This is a genomic window from Sulfurospirillum sp. 1612 (assembly GCF_036556685.1).
Classification (GTDB): domain Bacteria; phylum Campylobacterota; class Campylobacteria; order Campylobacterales; family Sulfurospirillaceae; genus JAADIZ01.
Map to the genome: position 1 here is coordinate 1,824,631 of NZ_CP140614.1, position 16,636 is coordinate 1,841,266.

Annotated in this window: 15 protein-coding genes; 4 read left to right on the plus strand and 11 right to left on the minus strand. The window is 40.6% G+C overall.

Features of this window, described 5'->3' with window-relative positions; genetic code table 11:
* The first annotated feature begins 1 nt into the window (after position 1).
* Positions 2–1,195 carry a hypothetical protein gene (locus SFB89_RS09090; RefSeq protein ID WP_331774367.1) on the plus strand — a complete coding sequence of 398 codons (1,194 nt, stop codon included), beginning with the start codon at positions 2–4 and terminating at the stop codon, positions 1,193–1,195.
* Positions 1,196–1,237: 42 nt separating this feature from the next.
* Here SFB89_RS09090 and SFB89_RS09095 read toward each other — a convergent pair whose 3' ends face one another.
* The 10 genes from SFB89_RS09095 to SFB89_RS09140 all read right to left on the minus strand — a co-directional run bounded on the left by SFB89_RS09095 (position 1,238) and on the right by SFB89_RS09140 (position 12,456).
* Positions 1,238–2,245 carry a thioredoxin family protein gene (locus SFB89_RS09095; protein ID WP_331774368.1) on the minus strand — a complete coding sequence of 336 codons (1,008 nt, stop codon included), beginning with the start codon at positions 2,243–2,245 and terminating at the stop codon, positions 1,238–1,240.
* 78 nt (positions 2,246–2,323) lie between these two features.
* Entirely contained in the window at positions 2,324–3,985 is a 1,662-nt protein-coding gene (locus tag SFB89_RS09100) for an alpha-keto acid decarboxylase family protein (protein ID WP_331774369.1), read from the minus strand.
* 17 nt (positions 3,986–4,002) lie between these two features.
* The gene (gene lpdA / locus SFB89_RS09105) at positions 4,003–5,352 is read right to left on the minus strand and encodes a dihydrolipoyl dehydrogenase (RefSeq protein ID WP_331774370.1); all 1,350 of its coding nucleotides are present in this window, start codon (positions 5,350–5,352) and stop codon (positions 4,003–4,005) included.
* Complete coding sequence (gene lipA / locus SFB89_RS09110) at positions 5,342–6,202, minus strand: lipoyl synthase (protein WP_331774371.1); 861 nt, start codon at positions 6,200–6,202, stop codon at positions 5,342–5,344. Before lipA ends, lpdA begins: the two co-directional genes overlap by 11 nt.
* 119 nt (positions 6,203–6,321) lie before the next feature.
* Positions 6,322–6,978, minus strand: a complete 657-nt coding sequence (locus tag SFB89_RS09115; protein WP_331774372.1) for a lipoate--protein ligase family protein — start codon at positions 6,976–6,978, stop codon at positions 6,322–6,324.
* Positions 6,963–8,417 carry an aminomethyl-transferring glycine dehydrogenase subunit GcvPB gene (gene gcvPB, locus SFB89_RS09120; RefSeq protein WP_331774373.1) on the minus strand — a complete coding sequence of 485 codons (1,455 nt, stop codon included), beginning with the start codon at positions 8,415–8,417 and terminating at the stop codon, positions 6,963–6,965. Before gcvPB ends, SFB89_RS09115 begins: the two co-directional genes overlap by 16 nt.
* Entirely contained in the window at positions 8,414–9,739 is a 1,326-nt protein-coding gene (gcvPA, locus tag SFB89_RS09125; protein ID WP_331774374.1) for an aminomethyl-transferring glycine dehydrogenase subunit GcvPA, read from the minus strand. The genes gcvPB and gcvPA overlap by 4 nt, the downstream gene beginning before the upstream one ends.
* Before the next feature lie 8 nt (positions 9,740–9,747).
* Positions 9,748–10,113 carry a glycine cleavage system protein GcvH gene (gene gcvH / locus SFB89_RS09130; RefSeq protein WP_331774375.1) on the minus strand — a complete coding sequence of 122 codons (366 nt, stop codon included), beginning with the start codon at positions 10,111–10,113 and terminating at the stop codon, positions 9,748–9,750.
* 22 nt (positions 10,114–10,135) lie between these two features.
* Complete coding sequence (gene gcvT, locus SFB89_RS09135; RefSeq protein WP_331774376.1) at positions 10,136–11,209, minus strand: glycine cleavage system aminomethyltransferase GcvT; 1,074 nt, start codon at positions 11,207–11,209, stop codon at positions 10,136–10,138.
* A 137-nt stretch (positions 11,210–11,346) separates the two neighbouring features.
* On the minus strand, positions 11,347–12,456 hold the full coding sequence (locus tag SFB89_RS09140) for a glycosyltransferase family 4 protein (RefSeq protein WP_331774377.1): 1,110 nt from the start codon (positions 12,454–12,456) through the stop codon (positions 11,347–11,349).
* A 181-nt stretch (positions 12,457–12,637) separates the two neighbouring features.
* Here SFB89_RS09140 and SFB89_RS09145 point away from each other — a divergent pair, with 181 nt between their 5' ends.
* Positions 12,638–13,006: an HIT family protein gene (locus SFB89_RS09145; RefSeq protein WP_331774378.1), complete on the plus strand. Its 369-nt coding sequence runs from the start codon at positions 12,638–12,640 to the stop codon at positions 13,004–13,006.
* Positions 13,007–13,086: 80 nt separating this feature from the next.
* Complete coding sequence (locus SFB89_RS09150; protein ID WP_331774379.1) at positions 13,087–14,385, plus strand: APC family permease; 1,299 nt, start codon at positions 13,087–13,089, stop codon at positions 14,383–14,385.
* Between the two features lie 2 nt (positions 14,386–14,387).
* Here SFB89_RS09150 and SFB89_RS09155 read toward each other — a convergent pair whose 3' ends face one another.
* Positions 14,388–14,843: an MOSC domain-containing protein gene (locus tag SFB89_RS09155; RefSeq protein WP_331774380.1), complete on the minus strand. Its 456-nt coding sequence runs from the start codon at positions 14,841–14,843 to the stop codon at positions 14,388–14,390.
* 157 nt (positions 14,844–15,000) lie between these two features.
* Between SFB89_RS09155 and SFB89_RS09160 the strand changes: the two genes are divergently transcribed.
* Positions 15,001–16,593 (plus strand): ABC transporter substrate-binding protein, encoded by a 1,593-nt coding sequence (locus SFB89_RS09160; protein ID WP_331774381.1) that lies wholly within the window; start codon positions 15,001–15,003, stop codon positions 16,591–16,593.
* Positions 16,594–16,636 lie beyond the last annotated feature (43 nt).

Here is a 16,636-nt window from a genome sequence, read left to right on the forward strand (position 1 = left end):
AATGGATGCAACTATATTAAATACACTCAGAGATCCTGCGGGTGTCCCTTTTTATCCCGTAGTATTTCAAGCACTTTATATCTTGACATGGGCGCTTCATATCGCTTTTGTATTGCTGGCTATGGGCTCCATGGGACTCTCTTTGTTTGGAAGAGTGAAACAAAAAACAGATACTAATTGGAAAATTTTGACACCCCACTTGATACAAACGGGGAAATTAAGCGTCTCCATACTGATAGTCTTAGGGGTCGCTCCGCTTTTATTTACGCAAGTGATTTATGATCCAAACTGGTACGTCACCAACGCACTCTCTGGGGTTTGGGTTTTTTCATTTATCTATATCATGATAGTCGCTTATGCAATGTATTATTGGTATTATTATGCTAATAAAAAAGACTCAAGCAAAAGCACACTAATTGGTAGCGTATCCTTTCTACTCTTCTTATGTGCGGGGGTCTTGATGCATGTTTTTTCAGTAGAGGCAATACAACCGGACAAATGGATGCAATGGTATGCGCCACAAGGGAGGGTTGATACCTCAGGATTGAGTTTTCATCTAGATTTTATTCGCCTTGCTTTTATGGTGTCATTGTCTCTGCCAGTGGTTGGGATTTTCTTGAAAAATTACAGCAATTTCTTGAGCACTAGAGCAGACTTTAGCGCGACATATATTGATTTTTGTAATAAACTCGGCACCAAATTGTCAAGTATCGGCTTAGTCATTAGTGCGGTTTTATTTGTCTTGTGGATGTTGCAAATCAACTTGTTATTCTCACCATTGTCACTTGCTATCATCATCTCGGTATTGCTACTTCTTTTTATGGTGATGCGGGTCAAAAAAAGTTACTATACGACAGGATTCTTAGTCATTGTCGCTCTTTTGATTTCAGGTATGCGTGAATTTATAAAATACACCATTATGGTCAATCATGGCTATGATATTTACAATTATCCTATGAATATCGACTGGCCTTCTGTCATCATGTTTTTATTGACTTTTGTATTCCTTGGATTTACAGGGGTTGGTTTTATCACAACTATGGCATGGAAAGTAGGCAAAACTCAGGGTATCTTTGATGCGAGTAAGGATGTCGTCGTGACAAAACTGGCCAATGCCACCCTCATAATCGTATCGGTTTGGTGTGTGATTTATTTTGGATGGGGAATGTTTGCGCTCTTTAAAAATACACTATAACAAGCTATAAAAAAGGCCGGGAAAAGCGCCCGGCCTAGCCATTTAGTTGGCGAGATTAATAGTCGCCCCTTCTTTGAGAAGTTGTGCTTTTCGCATTTGTGAATATTCATGATACGTCTTGTATTTTTTATAATACTCACCACTCACATATCGCAATCTTTCTTTGAAATGGAAACTATACAAAAGAGCATCAATCGTCAATCGAAGTTTCTTTTGATTGTACAACAAAATGGTCGGTCTGTAATTGAGATTCATCTTCAAAGCCATCTCTTTTGGCGTCGTTTTGTGCCCAGATACATCGATAATCGGTTTATTTGATGAGGCATCAAGTCGCACAATGGTGTATTTTTTCAATTGTTTTGCCACATCTTTATTTTTAAACGTCACATTGTGCAGATAATCACATTGTGTACAACTGCCATCTTCAAGAATGACAGCCAATGGTGTCGAGACTTTGGAGAGGTCTGTGATATTTGAAAAGAGTTTGTTAGGTTTTAATTTATAAAGATTTTTATTTTTGACTTTGTTCAAAAAGACATCTAGTTTCATCTTTTTATAATATTTACCATTGACGTATTTGAGGATATTCAGAAAATTTTCAGGAGAACGGTACCCATCAACTCGGGCGACAATATTTTTATTTCCATCCAAGAATAGCATCGTCGGAGTAAAATAGACTTTCATCTTCTTGGCAAAGGCTTTCTCACTCATCGTCGTATCATCATCCCATGTCACATCGCGATCTCCTGTGATGCGAATCTGTACGACATCAAAATGTGCTTTGATGAAATCACTCGTTTTATTTTTTGGAAAAAAACTATCATGAAGCATTTTCGCACAATAAGGGCAGCCATCCAAATCCAAAAATAACATCAAATGCTTGTTGTTTTCAGCCGCTTCTTGCGCATCATCACTAATATCAAGAAAACTCAGTTTGAACCAACTTGGCATATCATGTGCGGCCCCACCTACTACTTTGCCCGTAGCTGCATTTAAAAAAGTAACCGAAAGCAACAGGGTTGCAAACGTCATCAAAATCTTTTTAATCATAAATCTCTCCTTAAAAGATAACATTATTATTACATTATATTATCTCAAATTTGCTTATGCTCGCCTTTTGAAACGATATCAGTTGTTTTTATTAGCTTCTGCTAATTTATCTGAGATCTGTCTTAGCATCGGTGGATAGTCATGTTTATCAAAAAATACCTCTACCATTTTAGCACCATCTTTTTTGATGGCATCCAATTGTTCAAAAAACTCTTTGAATGTTTTGACACTAATAGTCTCCTTGATACCCAACGATTTTGCAAAATCCAAATAATGCCACACTGCGATGTCATTGTAGGATTGATTGGGCCCATGGATGGCGCGTTCTATCGTATAGCCATCATTATTGATTAAAAAGATTGTAATATCAAGTTGGTATCGGGTGATGAGACTGATCTCTTGTGCGGTCAACTGAAATGAACCATCTCCAATAAAGAGCAACACACGGCGATGTGGGGATGCGATGGCTGAGCCAATAGCCGCAGGCAAGGTATAACCGATTGATGCCCAGAGTATTTGTGAGACAAAATCAATCCCCGCGGGCAAGTTTTCTTGTACCAAACCAAACAGTGACGAACCTGCCTCTGCGACGACGATATCGCCCTCTTTGATGATATGATGACGCACCAATGGCCAAAAATCTTTGTGATTGAGTTTTGTCCCTTTTGGATCCTCATTTAAAGGCGGTTTGGTACTCAAAAGATCCGCCGTCACCCAAGGCTCTTTTTTCTCTGAAAGTTGGGCGATGAGATAGTCCAACAACATCATCACGCTGACACCAGAATATATCTTTTTGCCGATTTTTATCGTATCCGGACGGATAGTCATCACGCGCGACAAATCGATACCATCTTCGCTAAATCCCCCCGTATTAAGATCGGTATCGACCGTACCGATGGAGATGATACAATCTGATTCTTGCATCACTTTTTCGATACCTGGCGTGCTATAATCCCCCGCATAAATACCGATATAATTGGGCTGTGCGACATTGGTCTCATTGATGATGGATTTGCCCATCAGTGTTGTTGTAAATTTTGATTGTGTTTTTTTCAACAATGTCGTCATCTGTTCACGCCACCCAAATCTCGCGATATTGACCCCTAACAAAAACATCGGTTTTTTGGCCTGATTGTATCGCTCGATGATAAGATCACCCACTGCTTCGACTCGGTACGTATCATGATTTTGATAATTAAATGAAATGTCATCAAGCGTTTCTGAGATATCCATATCCACAAGATTGGTCGGTATGCCCAAATAACAAGGTTTTTTGGTGCGTAACATATCTAATACCACCCGTTGAATCTCCGTGAGATAATTCTCAGCTGTCAAAATCGTAGCGGCTCCTGTAATCGAATTAAATGACTCTAAAAAGCTATTTTTCTTATAATTGGCCAAGGTATGATGCACAGGAATATCATGATCTAAAATCACACTATTGGGATAGCCGACAATATGAAGAATCGGGATATTGTGAGCATAACTACCAGCAATACCATTGGCCGCACTCAACTCTCCTACACCATGAGTCGTAACCAAAACACCGATACCATTTTCTCTCGCATACCCATCTGCGGCATAAGACGCATTGAGTTCGTTGCAATTACCAATCCACTGAACCTCATCATTTTCTACTACATAATCCAAAAATCTCAGATTATAATCTCCCGGTACGCCAAAAATATGCTTGACGCCTAATTGTTTTACGACTTCGACTACCAAATCTCCTAATGTCATTGATTGACTCCTTTTATTTATTGTAACATGCTCCAAAGTGATTCTGAAAGTGTCGGATGGGCAAACACCATATCTTTCAAATCCTCTTTGGTTGCTTTTTTATTGATAGCGACAAGCACTTCATGAATCAGCTCAGTCGCATCATGACCGACAATCGACCCGCCTAAAATCAAACCATTTTCTTTGTCACACAAGAGTTTGATAAAGCCACTATCATCTCCATTAATCTTGGCTTTGGCACTGGATTTAAAAAACGATTTGATGACATCAAATTCTATATTTTCTTCCTTTAGCTCTCGTTCATGCCATCCCACGCTGGCCACTTGAGGCTGACAAAATGTCACAAATGGAATCACCGATGAGGGAGTTTTTTGACGTTCATGACACAAATTGTGTGCGACGACTTTAGCCTCGTCATAAGCAACATGTGCCAAAGCAGGAGTCGGGACCACATCCCCGAGCGCATAGATGTTTGGGTTACTTGTTTGCAAGTATTCATCCACATGGACAAAGCCGCGTTCGGTTGTGACTTTTGCCTTTTCGAGTTGCAAGTCTGCAATATTTGGTATCCTGCCGATAGAGACCAACACCAGTGCTGCCTCTTCGGTAACATCACCTCGAGACGTTTTCAAAGTCAAGGCAACACTATTCTCTTTTTTTTCATAGGCTGTAACATTAGTACTCAGTGAGATTTTGATACCCTTTCGCTCCAACTCACGCTTGAGTGCGGAGGCGACATCGGCATCTTCTGCGGGGACGAGATGGGAGGTAAATTCTACAATATGAACCCGACTCCCAAGGGCATGGAAAAAGGTCGCAAATTCACAACCAATCGCGCCCCCTCCGACGATGACAATTGATTTGGGTATGGTCTCTAAGCCAAACACATCATCACTGCAAAGAATCTGTTGGTGGTCGATTTTTAAAAGCGGATGTTTTCGGTACGTAGACCCTGTTGCAATCGCGAAGGAATCCGCTTCGATGATTTGATTATTGACCTGTACTGCATCCTCATTGACAAAGGATGCCGTCCCAAAAATCATATCGATACTCGTCTTTTTTACACTTGCCATCGCGCCGGTACGCAGTTGATTTAACAGCATCTCTTTTTGAGCTAAAAGTGTCGGCATCTCAAATGAGACCGACGCGACGTTAAGGCCACAACGCTCCAAATAAGCCTTTTTATCCAAAAAGCTCACACTCTCTAAAAAAAGTTTGGTTGGGATACACCCCTCATTGAGACATGTGCCTCCGATATGGTTTGCATCTTTTTCGATTAAACAAACCCGTTTTCCCTCTTTTTCCAAGTGCATCGCCGTGCTTTTACCGCCCGGTCCTGCACCGATTACAACGACATCATACTGCATCTTTTTTCCCTTCAAAATATTCATGTGCCATATAAGAACTCCTCGTATATGGCGAACTTTTTACAAATTCAAATCCCATCTCTTGTGCCATTTTTCCATATTCTTCAAATTTTTCTGGTCGTATATACTCTTTGACGCGCACATGTCCTTTGCTAGGAGCGAGATATTGCCCCATCGTCAAAAGCGTACAATCCACAGCAAGCAAATCACGCCAAACCGCTTTTAGCTCCTCTTCTCTCTCACCCAGACCTAACATCAAAGCACTTTTGGTTTTTATCTTTGGATTGAGATCTTTAAGCGTTTTTAAAACTTCCAAAGAACGCCCATAATGCGCCCCTCTTCTCACCGCATAGAGTCTCGGAACGGTTTCCATATTATGACCTATAATCTCAGCGCCGCAGTGTGCAACGACCTCAAGTGCCTTTGTATTGTTTTTTAAATCCGGTATCAAAAGCTCAACTGTAATCGTCGCATCTATGGCTTTGATTGCCGCGACACAACGCCTAAATATCTCAGCGCCACCATCACTCAAATCATCTCGTGTTACGCTTGTAATCACCACATGTCGTAGCCCCAAAGCTCTCACCGCTTCGGCCACTTTTTGCGGTTCTTCCCAGTCAAGCTCGTGTGGCTTGCCTTTGTTGACATTGCAAAAAGTGCATGTTCTTGTGCAGGTATCACCCAAAATCATAAAAGTCGCATTTTTTTTAGAAAAACACTCCGAGATATTAGGACACATGGCCTCTTGACATACGGTATGAATTCCGATGCTTTTTAGTTTCTGTTCTACTTCTTTTTTTTGGGAGAAAAATAGTTTTTTATGAAGCCACTCGGGTTTTCTTTCGGTCACGTCATATCCTTTATTAGACCTTTATTCTATAAAGATTGTAGCACGTTTTCTTTTAGAATTGCTTTATCAAATGTTCATATTCTAACCACCCTATAATCAGGATAGCACCTTGTGTTTTATCAGCTTTTGCTTCGTATATCATAGGTATCACAAAAACTTTTTTTTAATAACGCTTTGGTCTTTTTTATATCAAGTGAAATACCAAAAGCCTCCAATGAATATCCTGCCTGTGCTCTTGGGTCATTTTGTATTGGAATTGAGCCGTGTTGAAGTATGACATCTTTGGTTCTCTTTTGCGCATTGCCCCCTATCTTTTTCCCCTCAATGATAATATCATAAGGCTCAAAACCTTCTTGACAAAAAGAGCTATGAGAGAGTGAATCGGGTAAAATATCTTTTGCCCAATGGGGATGTAAACCCAAATTTTTATAAAAATTTAGGAGAAATTCACAGATATATTCATAGCTTTGTTTGACGCTTCTTTTTCCCAGCATGGCTATGGGCATCACAACAGTATAAGAGACATCAAATCCATGCAATAACAATCCCCCGCCGGTGATTCTTTGCGCCCACTTCTTGCCATATATATGCCAATCTTTTATCTCTTCTATCTTTTGAAATCTACCGATACTAAAACAGTTTGGCTCCCACGAATAGAGCCTAAAGACGGGCAAATTAGCACCGGTAAGCAACGATGCATCGATTGACATATTTTCCTGGGCGCTTAGGCTGGGCGAATCGATAAATCTCCACTCTGTATTCAACGCTCTTGCCATCTGATATTGAGACTCCTTGCCGCTTTGGTCTCATCGGCTCTACAAATCGGCAAAGTTTTAGGATAGTCCTCAAAAGCTTTGGGATTCGTTTTGGCCAATGCAATCGCCTCGATGATAGTATCGCAAAATTCATCAATCGTATCGATATTTTCACTCTCTGTTGGTTCTATCATGATAGCTTCTTTGACAATCAGCGGGAAATAAATCGTCGGAGCATGAAAACCAAAATCAAGCAGATATTTGGCAATATCTAGTGCTCTTACATGATACTCTTTGGCAAGAGTGGCCGCACTAAGGACGCATTCATGCATACAAAAAGTATCAAAAGGAGCATCCAGATGCTCTTTGAGACGTGCCAGGATATAGTTGGCATTGAGTACTGCTTTTTTGCTGACATTAATCATCCCCTCTTTTCCTAAAGTCTGCATATAAACCAAAGCGCGAAGAAGCACCATAAAGTTACCAAAAAAAGGCGCAACCTTACCGATACTCACAGGGCTTTGAGGCAAGAGACAATAGCCTTTTTCTTTCTCATAGCCGACGCGAAGATCGGGTAAGAATGCTATCAATTCTTTTTTGACACCCACCGGCCCCGCACCCGGTCCACCGCCACCATGAGGGGTGGCAAACGTTTTATGCAAATTGAGATGTACCACATCAAAGCCGATATCTCCGGGTCTAATGAAACCTAAAATCGCATTGAGATTCGCACCATCATAATACATCAGAGCATCATGAGCATGGGCAATATCACAAATTTCTTTGATTTTAGGATTAAAGAGTCCCAGCGTATTGGGCACGGTCATCATGACAGCAGCCACTTCATCACTCATCACCGCTTTAAAGGCATCAATATCCATATCACCGTTTGCTCCAGATTTCACGGTGATGACTTCATAATCCACCATCGCCGCACTGGCTGGATTGGTACCATGGGAGGAGTCTGGTACAATGACGTAGCGTTTTTTATTGCCTTTTTTCTTGTGGTAAGCTCCAATGATCATGATACCACTCATCTCACCATGAGCACCTGCCTCAGGCGTCAAGGTAAAGGCATCCATTCCCGTGATTTCAACCAAATCATCTTCGAGAATTTTGAGCATTTCAAGCGCACCTTGCATGGCATCAGTATCCTCATTCGTGATGTGATGGGGATGAAGATTGGCAAACCCATCCAATCCTGCGGCGCGTTCTTGTACTTTGGGATTGTACTTCATCGTACAACTACCTAGCGGATAAAAATTGGCATCGATAGAAAAATTTTTCTTTGATAGATTGGTAAAGTGTCGTACGACGTCAAATTCACTCAACTGCGGCAAACCAAGATCACTATGCCTGAGTAGGGAATCATCCAAAGCCTTGGCATGTTTGATTTCAGATTTTGGTAATTTTACCCCACATCGTCCGATATGAGATTTTTCAAATACGGTCGCACTCATACTAGCTCCTTAACGCTTGCGACAAAAGCATCAAGTTGCGCTTTTGTTCTCTTTTCGGTGACACTGATTAGCACTCTATTGTCAAAATTTTCATATAAAGCATCAAGTTTCAATCCTGCAAAAAATCCCTTCTCTCTCATCTGTGACAAAAACTGCTCTGAGGTCATCGGCACGTCAATCACAAATTCATTGAAGGTAGGATTTTGATTGTAGATTTTTATCTTTTCAATTTTTGCCAATTCCTCTTTGAGGTAGTTTGCTTTATGGTAATTTTGCTCAGCAAGTGCTTTGAATCCCTCTTTGCCCAAAAGCGACAAAAATATCGTAGCTCTTAGTGCCATAAGATTTTGATTGCTGCAGATATTGGAGGTGGCTTTATTCCGTCTGATGTGTTGTTCTCGGGCTTGAAGTGTCAATACATAAGCACGTTTCCCCGCTTTGTCATCGGTCATCCCCACAATGCGACCGGGTAGATTTCGGATATACTTCTCTTTGGTCGCTAATATCCCAAATGAAGGGCCGCCAAATCCAAGATAATTTCCCAAACTCTGTCCATCCCCACAATAGATATCGACATCCATTTCACCGGGAGTTTTTATAAGTCCCAAGGCAATCGGATACGCACTCATAATCGCAAGGGCTTTGGCCTCATGTAGCGCATCGACAATCGCGCTATAATCTTCAAGAGACCCAAAAAAGTTCGGATTTTGAAAGATATAACCTGCCACACTTTCATCAATCAAAGCAACATCCATCGAGGATTGATCACCTGTAACATCCAAACAGATGACTTCAAGATCATGATAGGCCAAATACGTTTTGACAATTTTGGAATAAATCGGATTTACCCCACTGTCAATGAGGATTTTCTTCTTGCGCGTAATGCGTACGGCCATCAAAGCCGCTTCTGCCATCGCCGTACCACCATCGTACATCGAGGCATTGGTCGCTTCCATGCCACTCAGATTGCAAATCATACTTTGATATTCATACAGTGCTTGCAAAGTGCCTTGTGATGCTTCGGCTTGGTAGGGTGTATATGCGGTATAAAATTCGGAGCGCATGGAGAGGGCATCCACCGCCGCGGGGATAATATGGTCATAATAGCCGCCACCGATAAAACAGGTCTTGGCTGTATCATTTTTCGCTGCGAGTGCTTTGAAGGTTTCAAAGACTTCAAATTCGCTTTGACCCTCTGCTAGGTTGAAACTTTTTGCGCGCAATGCTTCAGGAACAGCAGCAAAAAGTTCTGACTCATCTTCGATGCCTATTTGTGCCAACATTGTCTGCACATCTTCTTGGGTATGAGGAGTATATGGCATGAAAAACTCTAAAGGGTTTCGATATAAGATAGATACGCCGCTTCATCCATCAAAGTCTCAAATTCAGACGCATCATCTACGGTAATTTTCATCACCCAAGTCCCCTCAGCATCGTCATTCAAAAGTTCCGGCGCACTCTCAAGCGACTCATTGACAGCGATCACTTCGCCCCCTAATGGCAAATAAATATCGCTAGCGGCTTTCACCGATTCAATAAAGGCAATGCTCTCATCTTTGGCTGCTCGTTGCGTGATTTGTGGTAACTCAACAAAAGTAATATCTCCGAGTTGTTCTACGGCGTATTTAGAGAGTCCGATGGTCGCCGTATCTCCTTCTAATATTGCCCATTCGTGTTCAAGACTGTATCGTTTCATATAGTATCATCTCCCGTTTATGTTATGATTTTTTATAAAAAGGAAGTGTGGTTTCATAGATGGCTACCGCACCTCTTTCATTTTTGATTTCTAAAGGTTCACCCTGTTGGTATTGTGCACATGTCACCAGTCCTAAACCAATGCCCTCTCCTACAGAGGGAGAAAAAGTTCCACTGGTTACCATACCAATCTTTTGACCGTTTTGAAAGATTTCAAAACCATGTCGAGGGGCGCGTTTTGTACGAGTGCTAAAGGCGATTATTTTGCGAGGGATACCCTCTTTTTTTTGTATCTCTAGTGCCTCTTTACCAATATAAGGTCGGTTGAATTTGACAAAAAATCCTAAACTGGCCTCCAATGGCGTAATGGTCTCATCCAATTCATGACCATACAAGCTGTATCCCATCTCCATCCTCAGAACATCTCTAGCTCCCAATCCAGCAGGGGTAGCGCCAAGCGCGATGAGTTGGTCCCACAATTTGGGAGCCGTTTCATTGTCGATGTACAATTCATAGCCCAATTCTCCCGTATAGCCCGTACGACTGACGATAGCAGGGGCATCTAAGAGCGTGGTTTCTGTGAAGCCAAAGTATTGGAGTTCATCAAGATCAAAAGAGCACAGTGTTTGTAGTAGTGCTTTTGATTTGGGGCCTTGGATATCGATTTTAGCCGTCACATTAGATTTATCTTCAAATATACCACTTTTAATGTGAGATTTTATCTGTTGAAAATCCGCATCAATCCTCGCCGCATTAACGACAAACATGAGACGGTTTGGACTGAGTTTATAGACAATCAAATCATCTATGACACCGCCTTTTTCATTGAGCAAAAAGCCATATTTGCATTTGCCCACCGGCAAAGCGACAAAATCCGTCGTCGAAACTTCATTGACCCCGCTCTCTTCAAGGTTTCCCTCATAAAAAAACTCTCCCATATGTGAGATATCAAACAGTGCCGCATCCTGGCGACACGCTTGGTGCTCTTTGATGATTCCCTCATATTGTACGGGCATCTCCCAACCCCCAAACCCTATGCTTTTGGCTTGTAATTGTTGATGCTTTTCAAACAAAACGGTTCTTTTTAGTTGATCCATGGCAACCCTTTTTTGTAAATTTTGTTCTACTTTTCTTGTCTAAAATTATATTTGAATATTTTCAAAGTGGCAGCAAAAATGTGTTTATAATTTACACAATTATAAAAATATGATGCCACTTCGCTTCCCGCGTGCTACTACAATGCACTGAGTGCTTCAGAGAGTTCTTTCGCTATGGTTTTATAGTTTCTCACTTCTAGCAATCGCTCCTGTCCCAATTCGCCCATCTTTTGAATCTTATCTTTTGGAAGATCGATAATATGCTCAAGATGAGTGCCAATCGAGTCCACTTCAAAATCACAAAGCCATCCATGAGTGCCATCTTCAAAGATAGAACGGTTGAGTTCATTATTGGACATTAAAGCCGGAATACCACTGGTATAATAATCCATGATTTTAAGATGTACCGATGTATTGAAGATGCTAAGGTCTGGCAATAAAGATAAGCCCACATCACATTGTGACATAAAATCCAAAAGTTCTTCTTTGGTTTTGACTTTAAGAATCGACACTTTATCTGCAATCTGGCTACACGTTTGCAAGCACGCCGTCGCATATTCGACATCATTGGTAGAAATTTTTAATTCCCAATTCTCTTTTTTCAGCGCACAAAATGCTTCTAAAACCCGTTCAAAATTTCGCAGTTTTGTGATGGTACCAATATAAGAAAATACGGTTTTTCCATCCTCTCGTGTCTCTTTCTTTTGAATTCTTTCGGGATCAATGGCAGATGGCAAAGTGAACATTTTAACCGATACATCAGGATAATAAACCGCTTGCATCTGTTTTGAGGTAGGGATAAAAATATCACATTGATTGATTAATTTGGATTTGATATACGTTTTGATTTTGTGGTCGACAACTTGAATCAAACTGGACCGATTCTCCGCCTTAGCGCGCTCTAATGAGGCAGAGACCTTTGGAAAAGAGAGGCGGTACCCGACTTTAATATTGTATTTTTCTTTTCTATCTAGAACATATTCTAAAACATCATGCATATTACGTACGATGACAACATCGTATTGGGCGACATCAACACCACTATCTTCTAAGCATGGAAATAGATTTTTCTTTTCAAATTCCGGGATGATGAGATGGTTTCCCTTGCGTCCCATAGTACTTTTGTATTTTGAAAAATAGATGATATCAATAGCAACATGAAGCGGTAGATATTTTTCAAAGAGTGGTCCTATAAAATTGTGTTCTGAATACTCTTCCCGGTCTGTAATATATAATATTTTTTTCATATATTCTCCTCTTAAAAGTTATTAAAGGCCTAGCAAGTAGCCTCATACATTGTAACAAAAAAAATCTTTTTTCTATGCTTTTATAAAGGATTTTTGCAAAAACAGAAATCACGTTCTACATTTCTACACAATCGGCATAAAAATAGTACAATACGAATTCAAATCATCTTGGGAGACTACCATGTCAAATAAAATTTATGAAGAACCTCTTTTGTATATCGAAGTTGAAAAATCCGAAATCCCCTGGCTCAAAATCTTCCCCAATGCCACAGTAAAAGAGTGGAGTGATTGTGACACATCTACGCGTGAACGACTCTTTGAGGTCATGCTCATTGTAGAAAAACAGATGCGCGCTTATTATCAACCCGAAAAAATCAATATCGCCTCATTCGGTAACTATGTGCCACAATTGCACATCCATGTGATGGCACGATTTCAGGAGGATTCTTATTATCCAGAGTCAATGTGGGGTGTGAAACAACGTGATGCCAAGCTCACGCTTCCTTCTTTTGAGGGATTTCTTAGCGCTTTACACAAGGCTTTGTCATAACCATCTTCTTGTGTGGTAGAATTTTTGTTTATCTTTGAGGGATATAATTCTCTTCAGAGCAACGCAAAAAGGAATGTATCGTGCAACACAATGAAAACAAAGCCTTTGGGCTATGGAGTAGTGTTTTTTTAGGAATCGGTTCTATGGTCGGTGCGGGAATTTTCATCGTGGTAGGACAAGCCGGCGCCATTGCTGGCAACTTGCTCACGCTCTCTTTTGTACTGGCCGGCATTATCGCACTCTTGTGTGGTTATTCTCTGAGTAAATTAGCGACGACCTACCCCAGTCGTGGCGGTATTATCGAGTATTTAGTCCATGCTTACGCTGAGGGAGCATTCTCTGGAGCCTTAGGGATTTTATTTTATTTATCCCAGCTCATCACAACGGCTGCGGTAGCAAAATCTTTTGGCACGTATGCGGCAACCTATCTGCACGGTGGGGTCACTCCATTTCACACCAATAGCTTTGCCCTGTTGATTTTAGGAGTTTTTGTACTCATCAATCTTATTGGCGCTTCGTTTGTCGCAAAAGCAGAATCCACGATTGTCATCATTAAACTTACCGCACTTTCAGCATTCACCATCGCCGCGATGTTTTTCATCAAGACAAGCCATCTCAATCCCACCAATGCCCCTAGTATGAATCATGTATTTTTTGCACTTGGCTTGACATTTTTTGCTTTTCAGGGTTTTAGCGTGATTACTAATAGTGTCGAGGATATGGAAAATCCCAAAAAAATCATGCTCAAGTCGATGATACTCTCTGTAGTGTTGGTAGGAATTTTGTATCTTGCTGTTAGTGTGGCTGTTTTTGGTACGCTTTCGTTGCCAGAGATTATACAAAGCAAAGATTTTGCACTCGCCAAAGCGGCACAACCGATTTTTGGAGCTATTGGATTCAAAATCATCGCCGCAACCGCACTGCTCGCCACTGCTTCTGCCATCAATGCGACCTTGTATGCCATCACCCAAATCAGCTACACTTTGGCCAAAGAGGGAACCCTTCCAGATGTTTATGAGCGCCATATCTTCCACAATACAGAGGGATTAATCATCTCGGCTCTTTTGATTGTACCGATGATTCTTTTTTTGGATTTGAGCCAAATCGCTTCAATCGCAGCGATTATCGTCTTGCTAATACAGGGATTTACACATATTGGACATCTTTTGAAAATCAAAGAGACTCACGCCAATATTTATCTTGTTAGTTTAGCCGTATTGGGCACACTGGGTGCTTCAGGATTTGCTATTTATTATACATCCCAATCAATCCCACACTTTACACTTTATATACTCTTGAGCTTTGTGATTGCTTTTGTGCTTGAAATGGTTCTTAGAGTCATGAAAAAACGAACCATCAAACAACAAGTTCATCGCTAAGATTACATTGAGATTTTATACGCGACAGAACCTCTTGTGATGACACCGCCTTTGATGATTTTGCAGTACAATCCCCGATGATTTTTGATGAGTTTGGGTAGTTTGGCGCCAAAAACGCTAAGATGATTGCAGAGTGTGCATTTTTGGGTTATTTCGATAATAGCATCGCCGACTTTGAGTCGATTGGTAACATCAAGTTCATGAGGGTCAAAATCAAACAAGATATTTTCACCATAACTTCCCGGTTTCAAATCCATACCGTGCGCTTTGGCCATATCATAAGAATGTGTCCCAATAATCATCACGGTTTTTTCTAAATCACCGCCAGCAAACTTATCCTGCTCAATTCCATACCCTTCTTTTAAGATTAATGTTTCGACAAGAGGTCGTGGCAACCCGCTTGAACTTTTATCCGCACTGCATACTTCTTTGACGATACCCAATTGTATTTTTTCCAAGACTCTACCCTTAAAATATTACTTTATTGACATTATATAATATTTTGTTTTAATAGAGATAAATTTATCTTTGGTTATATTTACTTCAATTTTTTAAGCACCATACCATGAAACTTTGCTACAATAATGCTGAAAAAAAATTACTGGGAGGTAATTCATGAAGAAAATTTTAATAATGGCGTTGTTATTTGTGACAACAATCGCTTTTGCAGCGCCAAAATACGGTGGCGTATTGGTATTTGGTAGAGGTGGGGATTCTTCTACTATTGACCCAGGACATGCAACTGATGGTGAGAGTTTTTATGCTTCCACTCAGGTTTATGACAATCTTGTCCAATTTAAATACGGCACAACGCAACTCGAACCTGGACTGGCTAAGTCTTGGGATATTTCAAAAGACGGTTTATCCTATACGTTTCACTTAAGAAAAGGTGTTTATTTCCATCCGACAAAATTCTTCAAGAAAAAAGTCGAATTTACAGCAGATGATGTTGTTTTTTCTTTGAAGCGACAATTTGATAAAACCAATCCATATTATAAAGTCGGCGGTGCTTATGAGTACTGGTCTGCTATGGATATGGATAATATCGTCAAAGATGTTATTAAAGTCGATAAATATACCGTAAAAATCTTACTAAAAAAACGTGAAGCTCCTTTTATGGCGAACATGGCAATGGACTTTGCTTCAATTCTCTCTAAATCTTTTGCCGATCAACTCCTAAAAGAGGGAAGAGCTGATGATCTCAACCGTTTGGCAGTTGGAACAGGCCCTTTTTATCTTATCAAATGGATCAAAGATGATCGTATGATATTTGGTGCTAATGAAGATTACTGGGGTGGCAAACCTTATGTCAAAAAATTGATTTTTAAAGTCATTCCAAACAACTCAGTACGTGCAGCTGAACTCAAAACGGGCTCCATCCAAATCATGGACTTCCCAAATCCTGAAGAAGTCAATGCTTTGAGAAATAATCCAAAACTCAAACTGATTGAGCAAGAGGGTTTAAATGTTGGATATTTGGCCTTTAACACACAAAAGAAACCTTTTACTGATGTCAAAGTCAGACAAGCTATCAACTATGCTATTGACAAAGCCGCCATCGTAAAAGCAATCTATGCAGGACTTGGTAAAGTAGCTATCAATCCAATTCCACCGACAATGTGGGGCTACAATAAAAAGATCAAAGATTATCCTTATGATCCAGCAAAAGCCAAAGAATTACTCAAAGAAGCGGGTTATCCAAATGGTTTTGAAACCACACTTTGGGCAATGCCAGTACCACGACCGTACAATCCAAACGGAAGAAAAGTAGCTGAAGCAATGCAAGCAGACCTTGCCAAAGTTGGTATCAAAGCAAAAATAGTCAGTTATGATTGGGGTACCTATCTTCAAAAAACCAAAATGGGTGAACATGATATGGCGCTCCTTGGTTGGACCGGTGATAATGGTGATCCAGATAACTTCCTCTATACATTGTTAAGCAAAGCTGCGGCCAATCTACCCGCATCAAACATCGCACTTTGGAAAGACAATGCCTTTGACAAACTGGTCACAGAAGCTAAAGAGACACCTGATGTCGCTAAAAGAACTGAATTATACAAAAAAGCGCAAGTCGTGTTTCATGAGCAAGCACCATGGGTCACACTCGCCAATTCAATCGTTGTAGAACCGATGGCCAAAAATGTCCACGGATTCAAACTAGACCCTGTTGGAAAAAGACGATTCAACACCGTTTGGTTATCAAAATAAAAATATCTTTCAACGCCGACACACTGTATGTGTCGGCAAAAAT